Below are 25228 nucleotides of genomic sequence, written 5' to 3'. Positions count from 1 at the left end.
GCGGCGATGAAGGCGATGATGAAGCAGATGGTGGCAGACAGTAGGGTTGGGATCATCAGAACGCCGAACCAGCCTACATACAGGCGGTTGTCGGTTGATGTGACCCAATCGCAAAACCGTTGCCATACGTTGGCGCTTTCGCGTCTTTGTAAGGTTGTGGTCATGTTTTTATGATTGCTTTGAATTTTCTAGGTTCGAGGTAGTGTTTTCTCTACCTTGTTTTCAAGATTAACCCATCTATTTAGTTTTGTAAAGCTTTTTCAACAAAAATTTTTTCGGTTTCCTGATTCAGCCTGGAGGCCATTTCATCTGGCGTCCGCCCAAAATGTGCAAATGGAGATGGGGTACGGTTTGCCCCCCATCGGAGCCAGTATTAATGACAACGCGGTAGCCGTTACTGAGTCCGGCTTTTTCTGCAACATTCTTAACAATCAGTAACAAGTGACCCAGGAGGTCGCGATCCTGAGAATCGGCATCGGCAAGCTGAGGAATCGGCTGCTTGGGAATCACGAGAATGTGAACGGGGGCTTGGGGTTGAATGTCTTTAAAGGCAAGTGCCAGGTCATCCTCGTACACAATGTCTGCGGGGATTTCGCGGCGGATTATCTTGCTGAAGAGGGTTTCTGTCGTTTCACTCATGTTGCTTGGTTATTTCGGTGATTAGCTATGCTTGCAGCCATTTTAAGCCCGGACGATAAAGCTAAGCGCGATCGCGGGAACTCTAATAAAAGATTCTGTTGGTTGGCTTCTCATAAAACTTGTTACAAACCCGGTTTCTGAATGAAAACGGGTTTGGATTAGGGCGAACATCAACAGCATTATCAAACAAAAGTGGGGCGAGATTGCCATGCTGGCTAGGGTTTGGAGTGCATCTATCGTCGGTATCGATGCGGTGAAGGTGGGGGTTGAAGTCGATGTATCGGGAGGATTGCCAGGAATTGTGCTGGTGGGATTGCCCGACACCGCAGTTCAGGAGTCGAAAGAACGGGTGAAGGCGGCACTGAAGAATGCGGGTTATGCCTTTCCGATGAAAAAAATTGTCATAAATCTGACACCAGCGGATTTACGAAAGGAAGGCCCCAGTTTTGATTTGCCCATCAGTGTAGGCATCATGGCGGCGTCTGAACAGGTGAGTGCCCAGTTGTTAGGAGATTATTTATTCTTAGGGGAAGTTTCCCTAGATGGAAGTCTTCGTCCAGTTGCCGGTGTGCTGCCAATTGCCGCTGCTGCCCAACGGATGGGAATCGCAGGTTTAGTTGTTCCAGCAGATAATGCGCGGGAAGCGGCAGTTGTCAAAGGTCTAGCAGTCTACGGTTTCAAAAATCTGTCTCAAGTTGCTGATTTTCTCAATGAGCCAGAGCGTTATTCGCCAGTGCAGGTGGATGGTAGAGAGGAGTTAGCTAAAACCCACTTCAGCAGTGCAGACTTAAAGGATGTAAAAGGACAGAGCTTTGCCCGTCGTGCCCTAGAAATTGCGGCGGCTGGTGGACATAACTTAGTATTTGTCGGACCACCGGGAAGTGGGAAGACGATGCTAGCGCGGCGCTTACCGGGGATATTACCGCCGTTAAGCTTTGACGAAGCCCTCGAAGTGACTCAAATCCACTCAGTTGCAGGCTTACTTAAGAATAGAGGATCGCTAGTAAGCGATCGCCCTTACCGCAGTCCTCACCACTCCGCTTCTGGCCCCTCCCTGGTTGGTGGCGGGAGTTTTCCGCGTCCGGGAGAAATATCCTTAGCGCATCGGGGCGTTTTATTTCTGGACGAACTTACAGAATTTAAGCGAGATGTACTGGAATTCTTGCGTCAGCCGCTTGAAGATGGCTTTGTCACCATCTCCCGCACTCGCCAATCGGTTATGTTTCCGGCTCAATTTACTTTAGTTGCTAGTACCAATCCCTGTCCGTGCGGTTACTTTGGCGATACGATTCAAGCTTGCACCTGTTCCCCTCGACAGCGAGAACAATACTGGGCAAAGCTTTCTGGCCCTTTGATGGATCGGATCGATTTGCAAGTTGCAGTGAATCGCCTCAAGCCAGAGGAAATTACGCAACAACCGACTGGGGAAGAGTCGGCACCTGTCAGGGAACGAGTAGAAACAGCACGCGATCGCGCTCATACTCGATTTAAAGGCGATTCATCAGTGCGTTGCAATGCTCAGATGCAAAGTGGTCATTTGCGGCAATGGTGTCAACTGGATGATGCTTCTCGCAACTTATTAGAAGCAGCCATTCGCAAATTAGGGTTATCAGCAAGAGCCAGCGATCGCATTTTAAAAGTAGCGCGTACTATTGCCGATTTAGCTAGTGATGAAAACCTCAAAACCCACCACGTTGCCGAAGCCATTCAGTACCGCACGATAGATAGAATGCAGTGATATGGAAACAATAAGCCAGGACATTCTTGAAGTAGAGCGTGGCGTTATCTGTCATCAGGTGAATTGTCAGGGACGCATGGGAGCAGGTTTGGCTCTACAAATTCGCGATCGCTGGCCTATTGTCTACAAAGACTATCGCAAGTATAAGGAGCGATGGCAACTAGGAATGGTGCAATTTGTTAAGGTCACAGATGCACCCTTATACGTTTGCAACTTGGCAGGGCAGTGGAACTATGGTCGTGCTAAGCCTGCTCAAGGTATTATCTACACTGACTATGAAGCGGTGCGGACGGGACTGAAGCAAGTTAATGATTGGTCAACCGAGAATGCTCTTCCGGTTTATATTCCTTCTGGTATGTCCTGCGGGCTTGCAGGTGGAGATTGGAACATCATCCAAGTCATCATCGAACAGGAGTGTCCTCATGCCATCATCTGTCGCAAGCCAGAAGGGGGCTAGAGATTGTTTCTGTTAACAATGAAGTGATTTGTGCGCGACGATTACCAGCACGAACGAACAGATTTATAGATAAAGAAGTAGTGGTAAAGGGAGGTTAGCAATCGCATTTTTTTGAATTAACCTTAATTTTGCCATTTCAACGGAGATGAAGACCTCAAGACCCATTATGTTGCCGAAGCAATTTAGTATTGCACATTCGATAGAATGCAGTAATTAAGATGAGTCTTTGCCCTGAAAAAAGCACAAGATATGCATTACAATCTTAGTTTCTTAATTTCTTCCAGCAGGTGTTGATACTGTTCTTTATTTCCTTGCCGCTGAAACAGGTTAGCAGCTTTTTAAAAATCCTCAAATGCCTTTTTCTTGTCTCCTAAACTGCGGTGAGAAATTCCTCGGTCGTAATAACCGTAGGCATAATCAGGATTAATTTCGATAGCTCGATCGAAGTCTTTGATTGATTCTTGATAATTTCCAAGCCGTTGCTGAGCCAATCCTCGATAATCGTAGGCAAAGAAATTCATTGGGGAAAGGCGGATTGCCTGAATATAGTCTTCTGCTGCTCCCTGATAGTCTCTCAGAAATGTACGGGAAGTACCTCGCTCTAAGTAAGCTAAAACATAATTAGGGTTGCGCTGAATTACTTGGTTGTAATCCTCAATTGCTTGCTGATAATCTTTTAAATCCTGGCGGGACTTACCTCGATATAAGTAAGCTGCAACATAATTAGGATTAAGCTGAAGTGCCTGGTTAAACTCCTCAATGGCTTCTTGCTTATCTCCTTTGTCATAAAGAGCAATCCCTCGTGCGTAGTGCGAAATCGCCTTGTTAGAATTGCTACCCTGAGTCTGGTAATTTTCTGATGGATCGGCGATCGCTACTAAAGGTGCAGTACTGATAATTGCTGTTACTGTTACCGAGGTGACTAAAAAGACAGATAAAGAATTCAAATTGAGAAAATTACAAGTCATCCTTAACTCCTTAATAAATCAAATTAGGGATTTTTCGACAAGAAGCATTTTTTGAGTCGCGGCATATCTGACCGTCAGTTGTACAATAAAACGGTTGTATTCTGCGACACTTGCTGTGATCGAGCGTTATACGTTGCCTGAGATGGGCAACCTGTGGACTGACACCTATAAACTGAAGACGTGGCTCCAGGTTGAAATTGCAGTCTGTGAAGCCCAAGCTGAACTGGGTTATATTCCAACCCAGGCGGTAGAGGAAATTAAGGCGAAGGCTAATTTTGACCCGAAGCGGGTGCTAGAAATTGAGGCTGAAGTCCGCCACGATATGATCGCGTTCTTGACAAACGTCAATGAATATGTAGGCGACGCGGGGCGCTATATTCACCTGGGATTAACCAGTTCGGATGTGCTGGATACAGCTTTAGCACTGCAACTGGTAGCCAGCTTGGATGTGTTGCTGGCAGGTGTGGAAGATTTGATTGCAGCAATTCGCCAGCAGGCGCAGCACCATAAAAGTACGGTGATGATTGGGCGATCGCACGGCATTCACGCGGAACCGATTACGTTTGGCTTTAAGCTGGCGGGATGGTTGGCAGAAGTATTGAGAAACCGCGATCGCCTTCAGCGTCTTCGCAAAGAAATTGCTGTTGGCAAGATTTCCGGTGCAGTAGGAACCTACGCCAATATTGAGCCGAGAGTTGAAGCGATCGCTTGCCAAAAACTGGGACTCGAACCGGATACAGCATCGACGCAAGTAATTTCGCGCGATCGCCATGCCGACTTTGTACAAACTTTGGCTCTACTGGCTGCCTCAATTGAGCGGTTTGCTGTTGAAATTCGCAACCTGCAACGCACAGATGTTCTGGAAGTCGAAGAATTCTTCTCCAAAGGACAAAAAGGCTCCTCTGCGATGCCGCACAAGCGCAACCCGATTCGTTCGGAGCGATTAACGGGAATGGCACGAGTTGTCCGGGGTCATGCTGTTGCAGCTTTGGAAAATGTCGCCCTTTGGCACGAACGGGACATCTCTCACAGTTCCGTGGAGCGGATGATCCTGCCCGCTTCCTGCACCATAACGCACTTCATGTTAGCGGAAATGACCGATTTGGTGAAAAACCTACTGGTTTATCCCGAAAACATGGAGCGGAATATGAATTGCTACGGCGGCGTCGTCTTCAGCCAGCGAGTCATGCTCACCCTGGTAGAAAAAGGAATGAGCCGTGAGGACGCCTATGCAACGGTGCAGTCTTGCGCTCATCAAGCGTGGAATAAAACCGATGGCGATTTCCACGATTTGATTGCTAAAGACAGCCGCGTTACACAGCATCTTTCTTCAGAAGAAGTTGAGGCGTGTTTCGCTCCGCAGCATCATTTGCAGCATTTAGAGCAGATTTATCAACGTTTGGGGATTTGAGGAACTGCAAAGACGCACTAGCGGAGCCATGCGCGTTAGCGCTATAGAGCGCGAAGGAAGAAAAAGAAGAGTTTTCTTCTTCTCTTTCTTCCTTCGTGTCCTTCGCGTCTTTGCGGTTTATTCCTGTTCCACCCTGTACCCCAAATCTGCTAAATGTAGCCGAGACTGCCGCCATTTCGGCTGCACTTTCACAAATAACTCCAGATAAACTTTCCCCGCAATTAACTTTTGGATTTGTTCTCGGGCGGCACTACCAATCGCTTTGAGCATCGTTCCGCCTTTGCCAATCAAAATCCCCTTTTGCGAGTCGCGTTCAACGTAGATAGTCCCGAGAAGGCGAGTAATCGTCGGTTCTTCCTCCACCATGTCAATCGTAACGGCAACTGAGTGGGGAACTTCTTCGCGGGTTAGCAGCAAAATTTGTTCTCGAATCAGTTCCCCCATGATGAAGCGTTCCGGCTGGTCGGTAACATAATCTGGAGGGTAATAGTATGGCCCTGGTTCTAGGCGATCGCTTAGTAACTGCTGCAACGCCTCAACTCCTTCTCCAGTAAGGGCTGAGAACTTCACAATCGGCCAGTTGTAGGGTTCAGCTAACTGCGTATAACTCTCATCAATTTGTTGGGAATCTGAGGATCTCAGGTCGATTTTGTTCATCCCCAACATTACAGGCGTCTTCGTGCGGCTAAGAATATCGACAATATAGCGATCTCCTCCTCCAGAGTCTACCGCTCCATCCACCACAAACAGCACCAAATCCACCGATTCAATGGCAATCTGGGCATTTTTCACCAGCACTTCCCCTAACTGGTGGTGCGGTTTGTGAATTCCTGGGGTATCGACAAAAATCATCTGTGCCTCTGGCGTCGTCAGGATACCCCGCAGTCGGTTGCGCGTCGTCTGCGCCACTGGCGAAGTGATGGCAATTTTTTGCCCCACCATATAGTTCATCAATGTAGACTTACCCACATTTGGGCGTCCGATAATCCCAATAAAGCCGGACTTATATCCTTCCGGTGCTTTCGGGATGCTAAAAAATGCTGACTCGTCTAGGATATTTGCCTCGCCTTTATTAACTGCTGCGTTTGTCGTCGTCCCATCTTCCATGATGTTTGCGTTTTTAAAAACCCCTACATCACTGATAATACATACTCTCCTTCATTCACTGCATGATTCGTCGAAATATCAAAGACTAAACCAGCGTTCTCCGCACAAACATCAATTAATTTTGGTAATTCTTCTTTATTAAAGCTAAGAATTTGATAAAGTCTTTCTCCAGCCTCGATTGAAGCACCTAGTTTGACTCTTGATTGGATCATCCCTCCGCTAGGCGCATAATATTTTTTTAGATTGCTTTTTGAAATAAAAGTTACTTTGTGGAATGCTGTTTGCGGCAAAGGAAATTCAGGAATCGATAAAATACCTTTCTGGGCTAAGTAATTTTTGATGCCTTGGACTCCTTTTTCTACTGATTCTGGATTCATTTGCATTCCCGAACCCAGTTCTAGCGTCCAAGATTCTTTATCAAAGACTATCGATTTCCCTAAAGTTTCTAGCTGATTTTCCAACGCTAACCAAGGCTTTAGGAAAGCTTCATCAAAAGCATCTCCATCATATTCATTTAGTAAAATTTCATGGTCAAGTAAAAAATACTTGGCACTTTCTTCTCTACGGTGGAAACCATATAAGTAATCTATCCCTTGATTCGACGAACTATGAATATCGATTACATAATCAGCATCTAAACATAAAGATTGTAGCTGATAGCGATATCGTTCGTTAAAAGGCGCTCCGCTTGGAGACTTGATTTTTTCTAAGAGTTTATCGAAACTATTTTTAATTCTTTTGTAGTATTCAATTTCTATAGCATCTGTTTCAAAATTGATGTGAAATTTTGCAAATTCTTCTAAATCTTCACATTCCTTTTCATAGTCCCAAAAGATGCGGTTCCAGTCTTTCCCATCAAATATATTGTATCGACCTGTAGAAAAATAATGAGTCCGCTGATTGGTACTGATGGGATTGCAGACAGGAACTAGCCAGATTTCACCATTGAGATGGGTATCCTTGATAGTAATCAAAACCTCGATTAGTTGGTGAATGACCGCATTGCCAACAATTTCCGCCCCGTGCAAGTTGGCTTGTAAATATGCTTTTTTACCAGGGTTAGCACCGATAAATTTATAAACTTGAATTGAGAGGCGATCGCCTGAAGCAAGTTGCTGAATGGGAACTATAGAAAGAGTAGGAATCATCGATAAAATATCTTACATTAATCTGCCTTGACGAAGAGAAATCGCGGCTACACAGACGAAACTTGCCTACGCAGGTTTTAATACTAAAGTCTACGTTAGCTTAGCGTGTGCGTAAACGCATAAAAAGACTTTGTTTGTATAGCCGCGATTACGAACATTACTAGATAATTTACAAACAAATCATGTACCGGGTAAGGTACGCAAACGCTCATCCAAATGAATGCGATCGCTTAAAGCATGAAGTAATGGCCCATGAGCGCCAAACTCTACTATACTGACCGAACCTACCGGACATCCCAAGCGAAAGCGAAAGCGTCCCACATCAATCCCTAGCAAGCTACACAGCATAATCCGGATAGTAGCTTTGTGTGCAACAATCAAAACATTGCCGTTGCTAAACCGCTGCTTGATTTCTTCAATCACTTGTAACGAACGGTGAGCGATCGCTACCGCTAATTCTCCTTCAGTCGGCGGATACCAAGCGGGATCGGCAGTCCAGCGAATATAATCATCGTGATACTCCCGGTCAACTGTTTCTACAGTTTTTCCTTCCCAATTGCCATAGTTAATCTCCTTCAAACCGTCCCGCAATTCCATCTGCATCCCCACAGCTTCACACAGCGGTTTTGCAGTTGCTACGGTACGCCGCATCGGACTACAAAAAATAGCATTCCAGGGTAGGGAACGGTAAGCAACAGCAAAAGCTTTTGCCATCTCTACACCATCTGGGGTCAAATCTGGATCTATGGAACCACAGAAAACATTATCTCGGCTGCGGTCTGTCTGTCCGTGGCGGAGGAAATAAAGCTTTAGACTCAAGGTAGTTTTCTCCGATTATCTGAGTTAAGGATACAACCACCTTTGGGATAATGATGTTTTTACGCGCACCCTTATCTAGCCTCAAAGAGTTTAGCGTCAACTATCAGAATCATAGGGAAACGGCTTACTTGTATCGAAAATATCAGCGAATTCGTCCTTAGTCATCCCAGTTTCAGCCAGTATCCGATTTATTGACTCACTGCTACTTGCTTCGTCCTCCACCTTTTTGGTTGCGATCGCGCAGTAGTCACATTCTAAGCTAGTTTTCACTGAGGTGAGTTGAGAGCGATCATCCCAATACAATTAAATTATTTCTATGATGAAGTGAAGGCACTAAGGAAATAAAAATGACTGTGTATGACGAAACCATAGCTAAGATTCGCCAACTTCCAGAGTCAGTTGTCCAAGAAGTCAACGATTTTATAGACTTTTTGCAGATGAAAAAAGACAGCGAGCGCTCTTCATTCTCGATGCAGCTTACCGAGAATATGGAAATCGCTGAATCAGATTTTTCCGATTATCTGTCTAATTTAGAAGATTATGAGGAACGTCTATCGCGTGGAGAAATCCAGTGGTAGCGATCGTACGGGGAGATGTAGTTTTATGCGATCTTAACCCGGTAATAGGGACAGAACAGGCAGGGATAAGACCTGTTGTAATTGTACAGATCGATCGAGCTAATGCGGTCAGCCCTCATACTATCATTGCCCCTTGTACGACGAAGATTCGTCGTGCGCTTTTGCCATCTCACGTTTTCGTTCCCGCGGGGGTTGGCGGCTTAAACCAAGATTCAGTGATACTTTGCGAACAGATTCGAGTGGTAGATAAATCCAGAATAATTAAAGTGCTAGGTCATTTGAACAATTCTTACCTGCAAGAATTAGCTACAGCCTTGTGCGCCATTCTTAATTTATTTAGAGGTGAAGGAGAAGATTTAAGCAGCTAAGCTGTTACTAACCTGATGGAAGGGTGACGTGCGAACGCCATGAAATTTTCATGACGCTCGTACTTGGATGAACAGCTCCAAATCTGACCTTTATTAAAGGCTGCATTGGAATAACGAATGTATGAACTAGGAGGAAGTAAAGCTTATTGTCAGTGGTAGTTAGACCGTTGGGTTACTACGCAAGTACCCGCCCCCCTGCTCTGTGCTTAGATTAGTAGAAGTGTTATCGTCACCATCACGCCAATATCCCTCAACATGGGTTCCATCTGCTCGGTCATAATCATTAACCCAGTGAGGATCAACTTGGTGGACATTAGACTCCCCTTCCGAAACATCTTCGAGGAATGCAACCTCGGTATAACTGACTATGTCTCTAGCAGTTTCTACTGTGTCGCCTACCACTTCAGCAGCAAAAACTGGTTCACCGCCTATATCCAAGAGTACGTCTCCGATCCCAATAGCAAGCGTACTGATCAAGACAGTCTTAGCGAGTTCTTTAGCACCGTGACCAGCTGATTCTAAGTCATTGTTAAGTACACCATTAACCACCTGTCCTGCATTGCTGGCAGTGTGTGAGATTGTTCGTCCAACTCCTGTAGCTGTAATCTTAACTACACGCCCAGCTTCGCCAAGACCCTCTTTGACCTTCTCGCTGTCGTCGGTAGCAATTCCATGAACTGTGGTAACTGCACTATCAGCTAAACTTCCCACCATCTCTCCCGATGCAACAGTCGCCTGGTAAACTCCTTGCCCTACCTCCTTGAGAAAGGTGCTATCCACAACTGTTCCCACAGCTTCCACTCCACCGCCAATAACTCCGCCCACTACCTTACCTGCAAAACCGCCTAGCTCTTTCAGGAATCCCATGTTAGCCTTACCTTGCGCTTTTCGTAATTGTGAAATTTTTACTTCGATAAGGGTTTTATATCAGAAATTTCACGAGCTTTTTAGTAAGATTTGAGTAAGTATTTACGAAGCATTGATGAAGTTTAAACTAAGATGAATTTTATAGTGAGCTATATATACTAATTTCCCCTTGGCATTAACTCACAGGCTAAAGTGAAGTATCGCTCGTCATCATGTATCAAGAAATGGTGACTTCCACTCATCCTAACTACCTCAACGCCAGCTCTAACAAGGGCTGCTATCACTTCGCGCCCCGTCAAACTCGGCAGTTATAGTCATCCCTAAATCAAAACTCTTTGAACGCTAACAAATTCCAACGACTCTGCCGTTTATTCCTCGACTTCCAAACAAAACTCAATGGCTTCTCGAATACGTTCCATGAGTTTACCTAAAGATTTTGCTCGTATATAACAACCTGGAAGATTTGGCATAGAAGCGACAAAGTATCCCTCAGAATCACGCTCAATAATTACGTTAAATTCTCTGCCATTTTTAGCCTTTTACCACTTCAAAAATGCGGCATCGCTTCCCTGTTCGCGCCTAATTTTTGAATCCTTCTCAAACCAAGTGATAATCTGCTCAGGTGTTAACTCTTCAATAACAACACCGTACTCTTCCGCGATGTGTTTCAACACTCTTAAGGATGAAATAGTTAATCTTGTTATAAATTTTTCATGAGTTTGAAGCAGTGCTGAATCTACCTTAACCGCTTCTTCGTAGGTTAAAAACTGTTCTGATGGTTGCTGTGGTTGAGTCATAAATATTTTTAGTTACTGTTCCTTAATTAAATAGCCGCAGCGATGTTCTCCGTTAATAATCCAGTGCGTCCGTTCTACTTTACAATCTTGCAGAGCAGCAGCAAACATTTCTAATTCATGTCCGCAAACGCTGGGGAAAGACGAGGCGACGTGGGAAATGGCACAGTTATGTTCTACCAATATAAATTGAGCATCGTTTTCCTCCAGAGGATACCACTCTGCCATATAGCCTTCAGCTTTGCGGAGTTCGACTAATTTGGCAACGCGATCGCGCAAATTTCCCTTTCCCAGCCTCACTTGATATTCCATTGCCTTGCGTTCCCAGTGCTTTCGCAACACCGTACTTGCTTGCTCATAACCGAGCGTTTCTGTCAAGGTGTCTAGGAAATCAACGGCAAACTCTCCGTAACGACTGGGGAAGCGATCGCGCCCTTCTTGACTCAGCTCGTAGACGTGCTGCGGGCGTCCCATCGCCGCAGGCACCGATTGATGCACGATTAGCCCTTCTGTCTCCAAATCCTTCAGATGACGCCGAATCGCCTGCGGACTTACCTCAAAGGCGTCAGCCAGCTCCTGAGCCGTGGCTTGACCTGTTTTCAGTAAATGTTGCAAGATGTCCTGTTTGGTGGAAGGCTGCTGAGTAATCGCCATCGTCTTGCGGTAAAATTCCTACTGGACTTTGACAACATCTATGTTGCTAAAGTATTTTAAAATAGAATTAAGTAAAGCAACAAGCCTGTTGTTTTACTATTGTAATTGCAGTTTGACTGGGCGATCTACTCTGGACGCCCATGCCCTGAGCCTGCCATCCTGAGAGATTTGTCCGAAACAAACACGCGAGAACACTTTTTTCTATGACTGCTAGCGTCAAAACCTTAGTCAATCAGCCCTATAAGTACGGCTTTGTCACAGACATTGAGACAGATAGCATTCCTCGCGGTCTCAGTGAGGACGTTGTTCGCCTGATCTCCGCCAAGAAAGAAGAACCGGAGTTCATGCTAGAGTTTCGCCTCAAAGCCTATCGGCAATGGTTGAAAATGACCGAACCAACTTGGCCTCATGTCAAGTATCCGGCGATTGACTACCAGGACATCATCTACTACTCCGCGCCGAAGCAAAAGCCCAAAAAGCTGGGTAGCCTAGATGAAGTCGATCCAACTTTGTTAGAAGCCTACGAGAAGCTAGGGATTTCGCTTTCAGAGCAAAAGCGCTTGTCTAACGTTGCCGTAGATGCCATCTTCGATAGTGTTTCAGTTGCCACAACATTTAAAGAAAAGCTAGCCAAAGACGGCGTGATCTTCTGTTCCATCTCCGAAGCCTTGCGGGAACACCCAGAACTGGTGCAGAAGTACCTCGGCAGCGTTGTGCCAGTAGCAGATAATTACTTCGCCGCCCTCAACTCAGCCGTATTCAGCGATGGTTCCTTCGTCTACATCCCCAAAGGCACCAAATGCCCGATGGAACTCTCCACCTACTTCCGCATCAACAGCGGAGATACGGGGCAGTTCGAGCGCACGCTGATTATTGCCGAAGAAGGCAGCTCTGTGTCATATCTGGAAGGCTGCACAGCACCGATGTTTGACACCAACCAGCTGCACGCGGCTGTGGTGGAACTGGTTGCCCTCGACAACGCTGAAATTAAATACTCCACAGTACAAAACTGGTACCCCGGAGACGAAAACGGCAAAGGCGGTATTTACAACTTTGTCACTAAGCGCGGGCTGTGTCAGGGCGTCAATTCTAAGATTTCTTGGACACAGGTGGAAACGGGTTCCGCGATTACCTGGAAGTATCCCAGCTGCGTGCTAGTTGGCGATAATTCCGTGGGTGAATTTTACTCCGTTGCCCTCACGAATCACATGCAGCAAGCCGACACCGGAACCAAGATGGTGCATATCGGCAAAAACACCCGCAGCACGATTATTTCCAAGGGGATTTCAGCGGGTAAGTCGGCAAATAGCTATCGCGGTTTGGTGAAAATTGGCCCTAAGGCAAAGGGTGCGAGAAATTATTCTCAGTGCGACTCAATGCTAATTGGCGATAATGCCCAAGCGAATACTTTCCCTTATATCCAGGTGCAAAATAACACCGGAAAAGTGGAACATGAAGCTTCTACCTCGAAAATTGGGGAAGAACAGCTATTCTTTTTCTCGCAGCGGGGCATTTCGGCAGAAGATGCTATTTCGATGATGATTAGCGGCTTCTGTAAGGATGTGTTTAATCAGCTGCCGATGGAATTTGCTGTTGAAGCTGATAGGTTGTTGAGCCTGAAATTAGAAGGCAGTGTGGGATAAAGGAAACTACAGATAAACACAGATAAACGCTGATAAATTCTCCGTGTTATCTGTGTTTATCTATGGTTGAATTTCTTTACTCAAAAAGGTAAGGCGGATATTGCCTGCTTTAGGCTGACATAGAATAATAACCGCGAAGACGCTAAGGGCACAAAGGAAGAGAGAGGAAACATGATTATTGAAAATAGTGAGGTGATCCTATCAGTTCGGGATCTCACGGCGAATGTTGATGAAACTCCGATTCTTAAGGGTTTGAATTTAGAAGTAAAGGCGGGAGAAATCCATGCCATTATGGGGCCAAATGGTTCTGGCAAAAGCACCTTTTCTAAGGTTTTGGCTGGACATCCGGCGTATGAGGTGACGGGCGGCGAGGTAATTTTCCGGGGGCAAAATCTTCTGGAAATGGAAGCCGAAGAACGTGCCAGAGCTGGAATATTTTTGGCGTTTCAATATCCTTTGGAAATTCCTGGTGTTAGTAATGTGGATTTCCTCAGAGTTGCCTATAATTCCCGCCGCAAGGCTGAAGGATTAGAGGAGTTGGATGCTTTTGATTTTGATGAGTTGGTGCATGAAAAGCTGGATGTGGTAAAGATGAATCCTGCTTTTCTTAGCCGCAGTGTGAATGAAGGTTTTTCGGGTGGTGAGAAGAAGCGGAACGAGATTCTGCAAATGGCACTGCTAGAACCAAAGTTAGCCATTTTAGATGAAACGGATTCAGGGCTAGATATTGATGCGCTGAAGATTGTTGCGGATGGTGTGAATCAGCTGGCAAATGCGGAAAATGCAATGCTGGTGATTACTCACTATCAGCGACTACTGAATTACATCGTGCCAGATTTCGTTCACGTCATGGAAGCCGGACGAATTATTACCAGTGGTGGTAAAGAATTGGCGCTGGAATTGGAATCTCGCGGTTATGAGTGGGTTAGGGAAGAAGAAGCAGCTGAGGTGGGTGCAAAATGACAATTCAAGTAACTTCTATTCCCAATCCAGAAGAAGTTGGGTTAAAGTCTGCTGCAACTAATCGAGATGCCAAGCTGGTTGAGTTGTTAAACTTGTCTCGCAGTCAAGAATTACAGGTACTCGATCCAGAAATGGTTGGCTGGTTGCAAGAATTACGCGATCGCGCTGCTTCCTGGCTACCTCATCTCAAGTTTCCCACAACGCGGGATGAAGAGTGGCGTGTCACTGACATCTCGCCTTTGTTAAAGTTGTCTTTCCAAGCTGCGAAATCTGCGGATGTACCCCAGTCAGCAATTGAAGGATTAACTTTAGCAGAAGCAGCCGAAAGTCGTCTAGTTTTCGTTAACGGTGTTTATGCACCTGCGCTATCATCCGTTGCCAATTTGCCAGAAGGGGTATTTGCCGGAAATTTAGCCCAACTGCCAATAACTTATCGCACTCGGATCGGTAATTATTTCGCACAACAAAAGGGTTTTGATGAGGTATTCACCTCTTTAAATACGGCAGGATTAACTGATGCTGCTGTAGTATGGGTGGCGAAGAATGTGGTAATAGAAACACCGATTCATTTGTTGTTTCTATCTACTTTTAGCGATCGCCCTACTCTCTCTCAGCCACGCTGTTTAGTAGTCGCTGAACCGAACTCTCAAGTAACTCTGATAGAAGATTATCTGCCAGTCGGTGATTGGTGTGCAGATAAAACTCATCCGTATTTAATCAATACGGTTACAGAGATTTGGGTAGAAGAAAACGCTGAAGTTCGCCACAACCGGATTCAACGAGATAGTGGCGCAGCGTTTCATATTGGCAAGAGTGCGATCGCGCAATCCCGCAACAGCCGCTACACTTGCAATGCAGTGAGTTTGGGTGGCAAAATATCCCGCCACAACTTAGAAATTTATCAGTTGGGCGAACAAACTGAAACTACCCTCAATGGTTTAACCATGATCTCTGGGGAACAGATTGGCGATACTCACAGCGCCATTATTCTCAACCATCCCCACAGCACAACTCGTCAATTACAGAAGTGTATTGTGGCTGATAAAGCTCATTCCGTATTTAACGGGAAAGTCTTTGTTGCCAAAGCAGCACAATTGACAGATGCCGGACAATTAAATCGTAACTTGCTGTTGTCCCCCAAAGCGAGAGTCGATACTAAACCCCAACTGGAAATCATTGCCGATAACGTGAAATGTACTCACGGTGCAACAGTAAGCCAGTTGGATGATGAGGAAGTCTTTTACCTGCAAAGTCGCGGTTTAGACAAAGTGAGTGCTAACAACTTGTTAGTTGACGCTTTTGCTATAGAAATTATCAACCAGATTCCCATCGCTTCTTTGCAAACAAGCCTCTCTCAATGTGTTGCTTGTAGAACAGTCGAATAGTGTGGAATCGGTAAGAGGTAATGGGTAATGGAATTTTGAAGAAATAACTTTTACCAGTTACCAATTACCAATCATCAATTACCAACTACCAATTACCAATGACTCTCACCAAAGACAGAACACTAGCCGATAAAGTCCGTGCAGATTTCCCAATTCTGCACCAAGAAGTCAACGGTAAACCCCTAGTTTATCTAGACAACGCCGCCACATCCCAAAAACCTCTGGCGGTGCTAAACGCCATTCGGGATTACTATGAGCAGTACAATTCAAACGTACATCGGGGCGTTCACACCCTCAGCGCCAAAGCCACAGACGCTTATGAAGGTGCTAGGGACAAAGTTGCTGCTTTTGTAAATGCTGCTTCCCGTCAAGAAATTATCTACACCCGCAACGCCAGCGAAGCGATTAACTTAATCGCTTACAGTTGGGGAATGAACAATTTGCAGCGAGGGGATGAAATCATCCTCTCCGTAATGGAACACCACAGCAATCTAATTCCTTGGCAGTTCGTAGCGCAAAGAACGGGCGCGGTGCTGAAATTCGTAGAACTAACACCAGACGGAATTTTTGATTTAGAACACTTCAAATCTCTAATTTCCGACAAAACTAAACTGGTTAGCACCGTTTACGTTTCTAACACATTGGGATGTATTAATCCAGTTAAATCGATAACCGAGATCGCTCACAAATACGGTGCCAAAGTCTTAATTGACGCTTGCCAAGCTGCACCTCACATGGTGTTAGACGTGCAAGCGGTAGACTGCGATTGGCTAGTCGCCTCTGGTCACAAAATGTGCGCCCCAACTGGGATTGGCTTCCTCTACGGTAAGCTTGACTTATTGCGTTCCATGCCTCCCTTCTTAGGCGGTGGGGAGATGATTGCTGATGTGTTTCTCGACCATGCTACTTATGCAGATTTACCGCATAAGTTTGAAGCGGGAACACCATCAATTGGGGAAGCGATCGCGCTCGGTGCAGCGGTAGATTATCTTAGTGGCATTGGTATGCACAACATCCATACCTACGAAGCCGAATTAACAGCTTATCTCTTCCAACAGTTGCAGCAAATCCCAGAAATCAAAACTTATGGGCCGCAACCCACTAGCACCGGAGAAGGTAGAGCCGCACTCGCTGCGTTCACGGCTGGAGATGTCCACCCTCACGACTTATCAACCATCTTAGATCAAGCTGGCATCGCCATCCGTGCCGGACACCACTGCACCCAACCTTTACACCGTTACTTGAAAGTGCAATCTACTGCACGGGCAAGTTTGTATTTCTACAACACCCGCGAAGAGATTGATCTTTTCATCGCATCTTTGAAAGAAGCTGTCGAATTTTTTGGCAGTATCTTCGGCTAAGTCAACTTAAGCCCTGGCGAATGTAATTCGCGGCTACACAAACTAAGTCCGCCTGCGCGGACTTACAAAACTCAAAGTGTAGCTGCGGTTTCAACCACCCTTAAGCCCTGGCGAATGTAATTCGCGGCTACACAAACTAAGTCTGCCTGCGGGGACTTACAAAACCTTAAACTTTTGAAACCTGCGTAGGCAGGTTTTGTCTGTGTAGCTGCGGTTTCAACCGCCCCTTCAAGTGTAATGCTAGAAAATTGAGTAATTCAAAGTATGATTACCACCTCTATTCCAGCAGAACAAAGAACCGTGCTACCCAACATTAGCTGGGAAACTTTAGAAGCCTTGCTGATAGAAACAGGTGAGGATAGAGGCTGGCGCTTTGCTTATGACGGAAGCACTCTAGAACTTATGACCCCACTTTTTGAACATGAAAACTCCAAAAGTAATTTTGGAAATTTAATTATCTTCTTAGCTTTAGAACTAGATATTGAAATAAAGAGTGCTGGTTCTACTACTTTGAAACGACAAATAGCAAATCGAGGCATAGAACCAGATAATTGTTACTATATCGAAAACGAACCAGCCGTAAGAGGTAAGCAAAAACTGGATTTAGAAACAGATCTGCCGCCAGATTTAGCAATTGAAATCGATATTACCAGCAGTTCTGTTAACAAGTTTGAGATTTACTCAGCGCTGGGTGTCACTGAACTCTGGAGATACAACGGACGAGATTTAAAATTTTATCAGCTAACAGAAGGAAAATATATCGAGTGCGAATACAGCATTGCCTTTCCCATCGTATCGGTAACTGAAATCAGTAATTTTATCGAGCAAAGTAAAACTATGGGAGAAATTGCCTTATTGAAGTCATTTCGCGCTTGGGTAAGGCAGAAAATATCTTAGTGGAGTAGCAGCAAATACTATACTTAATTATTCCCAATTTATAGCTAGATAGCCTCTATATTCTGCTTTTTATGAGAAATTATATATTCAAAAATATCTTTCATAGTGTAATTAGGATAACCACTTAAACCTGTATAATTATATATATATTCATCAGTAATTTCTATATCGAACTCCTCTTCTATAGCTAATATAAGTTCTTTGCCATCAAGCTCATCAGCTCTAAGATCGTGAGCAAAATTTGTATTTAAAGTAATTTTATCAGTTTCTATCTCAAGCTGTGTTGAAACTATAATTTTGAGTCTTATAAAAATAGTTATACTAGACAAAAAATGAGGATGATACTGAAGAGCATAAAATTGCTTAATATTAGATTGGCTACTAATGTTAAGCCGTGAGAAAGTTTTTTGAATTTCCTCTTCTATTTCTTCCCTTTTTTTTATGATATAATTCATACGAGCTTTAATTTTATCTTTTTCTTTTGCTTCTTCATGGAATCTATACTGGCTCAATTCATTACTTTTCTGTGTTAACCTATTTTTATTGTTTTCTAAATTTTCAATTTCTTTTTCCAACTGGTTAATCTGAAACTTTAATTGATTAATTTCTTTATCCAACTGGCTAATATGAGACTTTAATTGACTAATTTCTTTATCTATTTTTTTAGTAACATCATTTAAAGATTCATTAGACTTATTTAGTTCTATAGTTAATTGCTCATATTTCTTGCTTGATACATCTACAAATAATTCAAAAGCTGATTCTAGTAACGCTCCTTTTTCGGTTTCGATGATTTTGATTAATAAATCTTTCCCTAGCTGACCGTATTGCAATATTTCAGGAAGCGCAGCAATTCTGACATCCTCAGACTGACTATAAAGTCTTGACATCACTGCCGGAAAATTTTCTACAGGAGGTTGGTTTGAGCGAACAGTCATAACTTTTTAGGGAAAAATCGTCTACATTCTATATTGTATGTGTCACTCATCAAGATATTGCTACACAGCAAATAGACACCGCTAGAATAGTAGCGATCTCATTCTCCAACCACAACATAAGTTAAGCGCGATCGCATTCTCCAACTCCCCAGAACATAAATTAAGCGCGATCGCTACTTAGTTTCAGACTAGGGGGTGATTACAGCTTCCTCCTGAACTTGACACAATCGCTACAAAGGGCTAGCAGGTCTGGTGGAGCGAAGGGAAGGGGAATGGTTATTAAATCTTGGATGGTGATTGGGGGCGTTACTCTTTTAGTGGCGATGGGGAGTAACATCATTACGCCGAATGATGTTAAGTGGTTCAAACGCCTGCAACGACCCAGGTGGCTAACTTTTGAGCCATTAATTCCACTCATCTGGACAGTCGTTTTTATTTGCGGTGGTTGGTCAGCATATATCGTTTGGGAACGCACCAAAAGTTGGGGACTAATGGCGTTCTATCTTTTAGTAGAAATTGCGATTGTCGCCTATAACCCAATGATGTTGAGGCTACGCAGTCTCAAAGTTGGGACAATTATTGGCGCAATTGGTTCCGTTTTAGGTTTAATTCTGGCACTAACAGTCTTACCGATTTCCGGCTGGGCGTCTCTGTTGCTAGTTCCCTATGTGTTATGGAGTCCAGTTGGAACTTTTACCACCTGGAAAATGATGAAGCTTAATCCTGACGATGCTTAGAGACGCGGACGACGCCTCCTGACCGCTTCTTGCTAGGTTGAGATGAGTGGTACCAGCGCAAGAGTTTAACTTCTGTCGAAGCGAGGACACCCTGGGGCTAAGGCGGCGTAAAGCAGCTTACGGGGAAACACTTAATCCTTTCTTCTGGCTTGTCTGTCTTCCCCGCTAACGGAGGATATAGGACGGTAAGGGGAGAGAGAAATCCTACTTTCCCCGTTAACGAGGCGTTTAAGGTGAAAGCAGTACCTGTTCGTAACGAGATCCGGCGCTTTCCCAGGTGTATTCTGTTTCGATGAGCGATCGCGCATTTTTCGATAACTGCTCTCTGAGATCCGCATCTTCAAACAACTTAGCGATCGCATCTACATACTCTTCCACCCGATTAGCCCGTAACGCGCGTAACGGCACGCTTTCCCCTTCCACAGCTAATCCTTCCAAACCGCGATCGCTCCCCACTACGGGCACCCCAGCTGCCATTGCCTCCAACGTTTTATTTTTGATCCCAAATCCTGTCCGCATTGGCACCACGCAGACGCAAGACTTGTGCAAATACTCTGCCATTGAAGGTACACGCCCCGTAACCGTAATCCCAGGACGCTTCCCTAAATCTACAACTTCCGTTCCAGGACGAGCGCCCACCAGTTCCAGCGTCGCATCCGGATATCGCTTCTGAACCTCCGGGAACACCTCCAAGCTAAAAAAGCGCACCGCATCAATATTCGGCGTGTTATCCATCGCCCCAATAAAAATTAATCGGTGTCCTCCCGGATCGGCAGAACGCATGGGAAACTGAGTAAAATCTACCCCATTCGGAATCACTTGAATGTGGGCGTTGGGATTAAATTCCTGAATTTGTTGCTTATCTTCCTCCGTCGTCACCACAATTGCCGAAAATTTAGAACAGTAGCGCTGCTCATAGCGGCGCAACAGCGGCAAATTCAGCTTGTCTCGCAATGGCTTCTCAGATGTCCCCGTTTCCAGCTGGTTCTTGCACGTCCCGTAGACAGAACTATGAATATTTACCAGCGTCCGCAGCGCTGAGGTTTTCCCATCCTTGCGCCGCCACTCAGGACGCACATAGATTTCATTCACGCAATGTTCGCAAGTAATCGCATCAAACTTGCCAGCAGCAACTGCTTCATCCACCCATTTCTGAATCCCTGGCGAGTAGAGAGACAGCACGCTGGGGGGTGTTCCCTCCTGCAAAAACGTACTGAAGCGCCGTAGTTTCCCCAACACGCCTCCTTGAGAACTTTCCTGTGGACGCGGAAAAACCACCAACTCGTCCACCCACTCTTGCAGTCCTTTTATTTCTTCGTCTGTAACATCTCCACTGCGCTGCGTAATTAGAGTAATTGCATGGCTAGACTTGAGATACTTGAGTAAATTAAACGTCCTTACTTGCGTTCCCCCCCGTGTTGGCGGATAGGGAAAGGTGGAAGAGAGCATTAAAATCTTCATCGTAGACTGAGCGTTTGGTTAGATTTTACGGAGAGGGATAATATCGATACTATAGACTTTCGCCTCATACTAGACTTGCCAGAGCGTGTCTCTACTGCGTAAAACTAACCAGTAACAACAACTTCAGCTTATGCCCAAAGTTAGCATTTCCATCCCTACCTACAATCGAGCTAATTTGTTGCCTTATGCAGTAAATAGCGTACTGGCTCAAACTTATACAGATTTTGAACTAATCATCTGTGACGATGGTTCTACTGATGACACCCCAGCAGTAGTGAGTCAATGGAACGATCCGAGAATTCGCTATATCCGGCATCCGGTTAATATTAAGCGCAGCCGAAATATGCGTTCTGGTTTTGATGCCGCTGGTGGAACTTATTTTATTAAATTTGACGATGATGATGCATTAACGCCTGAATTTTTAGAAAAAACGGTAGCTGTTTTAGACGCTAATCCAACCATAGATTTTGTTTGTACAAACCACTGGATTATAGATGCCAGAGGGGAAAGAAATGAATCAGCTACTTTAGAAAATTCTGCTAAGTGGGGGAAGGACAAACTCAACGAGGGAATGATTCCGGATTTAATTACGGAAACTTTCCAAAAACAAAGCTTACAGGTTGGTTCTACGCTCTTTCGGATGGAGTGTTTGAAAGAAGTTGATTATATGCGCCCGGAAGCAGATGGTTGTGAGGATTTTGATTTACTGGTGAGGTTAGCGATCGCAGGCAAGAATGGATACTTCCTACCAGAATTTTTGATGGAATATCGAATGCATGGCGGTCAAACCAGTCTGAAACAAAATATTCACTTTTTAAAAGCAAAATCTTTCTGTCTAAATAGTTACAAATTCCCGGAAGAACAATTAGAAAAAAACCGATTAAATAAACTTGCCGGAACCCGGAAAGCGCTGGGTTTAAGGCTGATTGAAAATGGCGAAACTTCAGAAGGACGCAAACTTTTGCAAGAATCTAGTCAAATTTTGGGAAGTTCGCGTCAAGCAAAATTAGGGATTGTGCTGTCTTATTTGCCTACCAGCTTACGACAATTCGCTCTCCAAACTTTTCGTCGAATCCGCCCCAAAGATTACGCTGAGCAAGTTCGAGAAGCGGCTAATTGATGAGGAAATAAATTGGAGCGATCGCTGTTCCCAGCTAGCTGGCGAAACACCGCGTTTAATGCGTTTCACCAAGTTAAATAATGAGGTTATTAGTTACTTTCGACTTGCATCAGCTTTGTTAAGAGCTGTAATAAATTGCTCTTTTTTTGTCATTTTTGTACGTCCTTCTATATTCCGTTCTTTCGCGATTGATTTTAGCTGCGAAAGTTTCATTATATCGTAGTCTGGTTTTTCAATTGGAGTCTTATCACCTTCCTTCTGTTCTACTTTTTCTGGCTGATTCAGGAGCGGTTCAATTTTTTGAACAAATTCATCAATATGTTCGCTGATCCTGCTGCTAATCAGTTGAAGTTTTCTATCTATCAAACTTTCAATTTCAGGCAATAAACTTTCAAATTGTATTACCTTATTTGATGATTCAACCGTATTTAAAGGCTGTGTGTCAGCAACTTGGGATTCATTATTAAAATCTCGATTTCTCAGGACTTTAATCTGATCCATGAGAACTTCCTCATTTTCTGATTCAATAATGAAAGCTCCAATCATTTCTCCTTTACGGGGATCTATCTCACGAGCCTTAACAGCGGCGTAGTATTCAAAGTGTCCGTTAACTACCTCATAGGATTCCAGACTGGTTCTGCGAATAACTAGAGGATTAATAATACCTTCAGCTTTTAGAATTAACTCAGCAGTCAGATTTAACTCATCCTCTGAAAATTCTGAACGAGGAACATTAGAGTTGATTTTTTTTACTCCTACGAGCGAAGTAGATAATTTCATACAGTTAGTCCTATTGCTCGCAAAACTTCTTCTGCTAGTAAATTAAATTCCTGAGCGGAGGTAGAATCCGGCTTGAAATCAAGCACCGAGATTGGATCTGGTATTTCCATGTTACCTACAATCTGAACTTTTTCGGTACACTTTGCCAGCTCCTCTCTTTCATAAATAACGCTTTCCATTACGTTTAAACCATAGCGTTTGGGAATCACTTCTAAACGCCGTGGTAAGGTATATTGTACAAATCTTGAATTCGTAGATATTTTACTAGCAAGAACGCCTAATATTTCAATGGGTGGCTTATTAAAAAATTTTCTGAATTCATTATTTTTTTTAACAAATTCTTTGACATTTAATAACCCTTGATTCGCAAATGGTTTTAGATCCGAAGGAATAATTAGATAGTCGGCTGTAATTAGGGCAATTCTCGCATAAAGGTTTAATGATGGTGGTGTATCAATAATTACAACATCATATTGAGCTTCTACTACTTTCAGTTTTTGCAGGAGCATTACCTTACTGGAATCCTGTTGATTTAGCTCAGTTTCGTATTGCATTAAACTGATGTGGGAAGGCAATACATCAATTTCCGGGTTAGTATATTGAGATTTTTTAGCAACTTCGTTGATGGCGTAAAAATCTTCTGACTGCAATAAATGACGAACATTGCAATCTTTTAGATCGTCTAGTTCTTCATCATCAAATTTTGCTAAACCTGCGGCAAAGGTAGTGTTAGCTTGACTATCTAAGTCAACAATAAGGACTTTTTTGCCTTTCTTTCTGATAGCAGCGGCTAGGTTGACTACAGTTGTTGTCTTGCCTACGCCGCCTTTGTTGTGGTAAACCGCAATTATTTTCACAGTATGTTGCCTTTCTTGTTGAATAATTGGTGTGGATCTGGGTTGAGAATTAGTTAATTCAGGCTGTAAGGTTTTTTCTTCTCTCGAAGGTTCATTTTGAGTGTTTTTAAGATTAATTTTGATATGGGTTGGATCTTCAGTAGTTTTTTCGTTTAAGTTATTTCTACCAATAAGAGTTTTTATACTGTCTATTTTAGAGCTAATCTCTCTGCCGGAACAGTGAAATACTAGCTGAATATTATCCTGATTTTTTTTGTAAATTCTGAGTTCCTTGCCATTCGTTAACAATCCATATTCTACATTCAAACTCATTAAGTAGCGCTTGAGTCTGCCAGTATGTCTATTTAAGTTTTGATTGGGATGCTTTGCTTCCATTACAACGCTTAATGGCGAGTTGTCATCCAACACAAATGGGATGACTTGCGCTGCAAATGCCAAAAAGTCTAATCGAATACTGCCAACGGCAATCTCTTGATGCCAAGTTTCTGGAGTATATCCTAGCTGTGGCAGCAGATATTGAACGATGAGTTTACTTTCTACTTCACTCTCATTTCGGCAAAGCTCAGGGTTGAAGTTCAATTGTGTTCTTCCTCTCCACGGCACTCATTGAAACCTTAAACCTACCTGATTGTCCTCAGAGTGAGGTTTTTCGTATTAGGGTATTGACCGCTTCTTAAAGACATGGGTCAAGTTCCTTTTAAAGTTTAGCGTCTGCTCAACTGGCAGTGGCAAAAGTGAGTTGGATGCGATCGCTCTTTATGTATGCCGCTATCCGAAGAAACGATCGCATCCTTGCACTAAACAACAAATTAACCCCGTTTCAATAGCCCAGAGAAGCTATTCTTCAGCTTATCGATCGTTGCTTGAATCGCGTTCGGGACAGATGGCTGAGGAGGAACGGCAACTTGGATTGGCTCATCTGCATATTCAGAACCCTTGAGGCGATAGCCATATTCCAAATTGTTCTGGTTCTTGCGGAGGACGGGAAATAGACGGAAGGCTCCTTGGCGTAAGTCTTCTTGGGTGTCGAAGATGGCTTGATTAATCTTACTGGTGCGATTCACCGCTAGGGAACCGACTGGAAACCAGTTTTTTTTACCTTGGATGCGAATGTAAATATTGAATTCTGGTACTCCGTCCCCCTTCATCTTGTCGTACTGCTTGGATGCTTCCGCGCGTTTGGTGGAGCTTTTGGGAGTTTTTTTGGTTTTTTGAACTTTGCCAAATCCACTATTAGTTGTCATAGATATTGATTGGTGTTTTGCTTTATTTATAAAAGTTTACATAATTTTCAGAAATCTGGGATAGTTGATTTCAGCGCAAGTTCTGGGCAAACGCTGTAGGGTAAGAGAAGCGATCGCACGTGCCATCGCTATTCTGGAGAGATTCCGCTTTGATAGGCGATATCCGTGGCGCACGGAACACCGCGATCCCAAATCGTCGCAACTCTCATATCGCGCTATTGCCTTACGACGGCGAATCCAAGATTATTATTAAGGCTGTAACAGTTGACCAGGGATTGAGTGACTGCGATTCGC

The 25228-nt window shown here is 44.1% G+C and carries 29 protein-coding genes and 1 pseudogene; 13 read left to right on the top strand and 17 right to left on the bottom strand.

Translation table 11 applies throughout. The annotated features are described in order from the left end of the window. Together NDA03_RS22325 and NDA03_RS22320 are read right to left on the bottom strand one after the other, a co-directional pair. Nucleotides 1-164 (bottom strand): annotated as a pseudogene (locus tag NDA03_RS22325) (photosystem II q(b) protein); the annotation flags it as partial. 124 nt (nt 165-288) lie between these two features. Then, nucleotides 289-639 (bottom strand): histidine triad nucleotide-binding protein, encoded by a 351-nt coding sequence (locus tag NDA03_RS22320; RefSeq protein WP_348239160.1) that lies wholly within the window; start codon nt 637-639, stop codon nt 289-291. Nucleotides 640-847: 208 nt separating this feature from the next. Between NDA03_RS22320 and NDA03_RS22315 the strand changes: the two genes are divergently transcribed. Beyond that, the gene (locus NDA03_RS22315) at nt 848-2377 is read left to right on the top strand and encodes a YifB family Mg chelatase-like AAA ATPase (protein WP_348239159.1); all 1530 of its coding nucleotides are present in this window, start codon (nt 848-850) and stop codon (nt 2375-2377) included. A gap of 1 nt (nt 2378) precedes the next feature. Further along, nucleotides 2379-2834 (top strand): hypothetical protein, encoded by a 456-nt coding sequence (locus tag NDA03_RS22310; RefSeq protein WP_348239158.1) that lies wholly within the window; start codon nt 2379-2381, stop codon nt 2832-2834. A gap of 338 nt (nt 2835-3172) precedes the next feature. Here NDA03_RS22310 and NDA03_RS22305 read toward each other — a convergent pair whose 3' ends face one another. Next, nucleotides 3173-3802, bottom strand: a complete 630-nt coding sequence (locus tag NDA03_RS22305) for a tetratricopeptide repeat protein (protein WP_348239157.1) — start codon at nt 3800-3802, stop codon at nt 3173-3175. A gap of 115 nt (nt 3803-3917) precedes the next feature. On the opposite strand from NDA03_RS22305, the gene purB reads away from it, so the two are divergent. Continuing rightward, nucleotides 3918-5213, top strand: coding sequence for an adenylosuccinate lyase (purB, locus tag NDA03_RS22300; RefSeq protein ID WP_348239156.1), 1296 nt, complete (start codon nt 3918-3920; stop codon nt 5211-5213). Nucleotides 5214-5330: 117 nt separating this feature from the next. Here purB and era read toward each other — a convergent pair whose 3' ends face one another. From era to NDA03_RS22280, 4 genes are all read right to left on the bottom strand, one after another. Next, nucleotides 5331-6320 carry a GTPase Era gene (era, locus tag NDA03_RS22295; RefSeq protein WP_348239155.1) on the bottom strand — a complete coding sequence of 330 codons (990 nt, stop codon included), beginning with the start codon at nt 6318-6320 and terminating at the stop codon, nt 5331-5333. A gap of 23 nt (nt 6321-6343) precedes the next feature. Further along, nucleotides 6344-7468: a succinylglutamate desuccinylase/aspartoacylase family protein gene (locus tag NDA03_RS22290; RefSeq protein WP_348239154.1), complete on the bottom strand. Its 1125-nt coding sequence runs from the start codon at nt 7466-7468 to the stop codon at nt 6344-6346. Nucleotides 7469-7648: 180 nt separating this feature from the next. Then, nucleotides 7649-8287, bottom strand: a complete 639-nt coding sequence (locus NDA03_RS22285) for a histidine phosphatase family protein (RefSeq protein ID WP_190527603.1) — start codon at nt 8285-8287, stop codon at nt 7649-7651. 96 nt (nt 8288-8383) lie between these two features. Further along, entirely contained in the window at nt 8384-8557 is a 174-nt protein-coding gene (locus tag NDA03_RS22280; RefSeq protein WP_190527605.1) for a hypothetical protein, read from the bottom strand. A 77-nt stretch (nt 8558-8634) separates the two neighbouring features. Between NDA03_RS22280 and NDA03_RS22275 the strand changes: the two genes are divergently transcribed. Further along, the gene (locus NDA03_RS22275; protein ID WP_190527606.1) at nt 8635-8865 is read left to right on the top strand and encodes a DUF2281 domain-containing protein; all 231 of its coding nucleotides are present in this window, start codon (nt 8635-8637) and stop codon (nt 8863-8865) included. Then, nucleotides 8859-9233 (top strand): type II toxin-antitoxin system PemK/MazF family toxin, encoded by a 375-nt coding sequence (locus NDA03_RS22270; RefSeq protein ID WP_190527608.1) that lies wholly within the window; start codon nt 8859-8861, stop codon nt 9231-9233. The genes NDA03_RS22275 and NDA03_RS22270 overlap by 7 nt, the downstream gene beginning before the upstream one ends. Nucleotides 9234-9392: 159 nt before the next feature. On the opposite strand, the gene NDA03_RS22265 is transcribed toward NDA03_RS22270, so the two are convergent. From NDA03_RS22265 to sufR, 5 genes are all read right to left on the bottom strand, one after another. After that, nucleotides 9393-10100: a hypothetical protein gene (locus tag NDA03_RS22265; RefSeq protein WP_190527611.1), complete on the bottom strand. Its 708-nt coding sequence runs from the start codon at nt 10098-10100 to the stop codon at nt 9393-9395. Between the two features lie 158 nt (nt 10101-10258). After that, nucleotides 10259-10384, bottom strand: coding sequence for a type II toxin-antitoxin system HicA family toxin (locus NDA03_RS22260; RefSeq protein WP_199306189.1), 126 nt, complete (start codon nt 10382-10384; stop codon nt 10259-10261). Nucleotides 10385-10468: 84 nt separating this feature from the next. Continuing rightward, entirely contained in the window at nt 10469-10609 is a 141-nt protein-coding gene (locus NDA03_RS22255; protein ID WP_190527671.1) for a type II toxin-antitoxin system HicB family antitoxin, read from the bottom strand. Between the two features lie 30 nt (nt 10610-10639). Then, on the bottom strand, nt 10640-10897 hold the full coding sequence (locus tag NDA03_RS22250) for a hypothetical protein (RefSeq protein ID WP_190527613.1): 258 nt from the start codon (nt 10895-10897) through the stop codon (nt 10640-10642). A gap of 12 nt (nt 10898-10909) precedes the next feature. Further along, nucleotides 10910-11548, bottom strand: a complete 639-nt coding sequence (gene sufR / locus NDA03_RS22245) for an iron-sulfur cluster biosynthesis transcriptional regulator SufR (RefSeq protein ID WP_190527615.1) — start codon at nt 11546-11548, stop codon at nt 10910-10912. Nucleotides 11549-11751: 203 nt separating this feature from the next. Between sufR and sufB the strand changes: the two genes are divergently transcribed. The 5 genes from sufB to NDA03_RS22220 all read left to right on the top strand — a co-directional run bounded on the left by sufB (nt 11752) and on the right by NDA03_RS22220 (nt 17797). After that, complete coding sequence (sufB, locus tag NDA03_RS22240) at nt 11752-13191, top strand: Fe-S cluster assembly protein SufB (RefSeq protein ID WP_348233857.1); 1440 nt, start codon at nt 11752-11754, stop codon at nt 13189-13191. 171 nt (nt 13192-13362) lie between these two features. After that, nucleotides 13363-14154, top strand: a complete 792-nt coding sequence (sufC, locus tag NDA03_RS22235) for a Fe-S cluster assembly ATPase SufC (protein ID WP_190412100.1) — start codon at nt 13363-13365, stop codon at nt 14152-14154. Then, nucleotides 14151-15539, top strand: a complete 1389-nt coding sequence (sufD, locus tag NDA03_RS22230) for a Fe-S cluster assembly protein SufD (protein ID WP_348239153.1) — start codon at nt 14151-14153, stop codon at nt 15537-15539. The genes sufC and sufD overlap by 4 nt, the downstream gene beginning before the upstream one ends. A 98-nt stretch (nt 15540-15637) precedes the next feature. Then, nucleotides 15638-16900, top strand: coding sequence for a SufS family cysteine desulfurase (locus NDA03_RS22225; RefSeq protein WP_348233860.1), 1263 nt, complete (start codon nt 15638-15640; stop codon nt 16898-16900). Nucleotides 16901-17164: 264 nt separating this feature from the next. Then, a complete protein-coding gene (locus NDA03_RS22220; RefSeq protein ID WP_348239152.1) occupies nt 17165-17797 on the top strand; it encodes a Uma2 family endonuclease in 633 nt (210 codons plus the stop codon). A gap of 44 nt (nt 17798-17841) precedes the next feature. Here the strand turns inward: NDA03_RS22220 and NDA03_RS22215 are convergent, their stop codons facing one another. Next, nucleotides 17842-18117, bottom strand: coding sequence for an acyl carrier protein (locus tag NDA03_RS22215; protein WP_348233866.1), 276 nt, complete (start codon nt 18115-18117; stop codon nt 17842-17844). Nucleotides 18118-19007: 890 nt separating this feature from the next. On the opposite strand from NDA03_RS22215, the gene NDA03_RS22210 reads away from it, so the two are divergent. Next, a complete protein-coding gene (locus NDA03_RS22210) occupies nt 19008-19472 on the top strand; it encodes a TspO/MBR family protein (protein WP_190412097.1) in 465 nt (154 codons plus the stop codon). Nucleotides 19473-19700: 228 nt separating this feature from the next. Here the strand turns inward: NDA03_RS22210 and NDA03_RS22205 are convergent, their stop codons facing one another. Next, nucleotides 19701-20933 (bottom strand): glycosyltransferase family 4 protein, encoded by a 1233-nt coding sequence (locus NDA03_RS22205; protein ID WP_348239151.1) that lies wholly within the window; start codon nt 20931-20933, stop codon nt 19701-19703. 130 nt (nt 20934-21063) lie between these two features. Here NDA03_RS22205 and NDA03_RS22200 point away from each other — a divergent pair, with 130 nt between their 5' ends. Next, nucleotides 21064-22053, top strand: coding sequence for a glycosyltransferase (locus tag NDA03_RS22200; protein WP_348239150.1), 990 nt, complete (start codon nt 21064-21066; stop codon nt 22051-22053). A gap of 93 nt (nt 22054-22146) precedes the next feature. On the opposite strand, the gene NDA03_RS22195 is transcribed toward NDA03_RS22200, so the two are convergent. The 3 genes from NDA03_RS22195 to NDA03_RS22185 all read right to left on the bottom strand — a co-directional run bounded on the left by NDA03_RS22195 (nt 22147) and on the right by NDA03_RS22185 (nt 24934). Next, entirely contained in the window at nt 22147-22833 is a 687-nt protein-coding gene (locus NDA03_RS22195; RefSeq protein ID WP_348239149.1) for a hypothetical protein, read from the bottom strand. Continuing rightward, on the bottom strand, nt 22830-24269 hold the full coding sequence (locus NDA03_RS22190; protein ID WP_348239148.1) for an AAA family ATPase: 1440 nt from the start codon (nt 24267-24269) through the stop codon (nt 22830-22832). Before NDA03_RS22190 ends, NDA03_RS22195 begins: the two co-directional genes overlap by 4 nt. Nucleotides 24270-24499: 230 nt before the next feature. After that, nucleotides 24500-24934 (bottom strand): HHL1-like protein, encoded by a 435-nt coding sequence (locus NDA03_RS22185; RefSeq protein ID WP_190527632.1) that lies wholly within the window; start codon nt 24932-24934, stop codon nt 24500-24502. Between the two features lie 64 nt (nt 24935-24998). On the opposite strand from NDA03_RS22185, the gene NDA03_RS22180 reads away from it, so the two are divergent. Then, entirely contained in the window at nt 24999-25187 is a 189-nt protein-coding gene (locus NDA03_RS22180) for a hypothetical protein (RefSeq protein ID WP_190682687.1), read from the top strand. Nucleotides 25188-25228: the final 41 nt, after the last annotated feature.

Origin of the sequence: Trichocoleus sp. Lan, from assembly GCF_039961855.1 — a bacterium.
GTDB lineage: Bacteria > Cyanobacteriota > Cyanobacteriia > Cyanobacteriales > FACHB-T130 > FACHB-T130.
The sequence above is the reverse complement of the archived record's forward strand: the minus strand, read 5'-3'. Positions and strand labels throughout refer to the sequence as shown.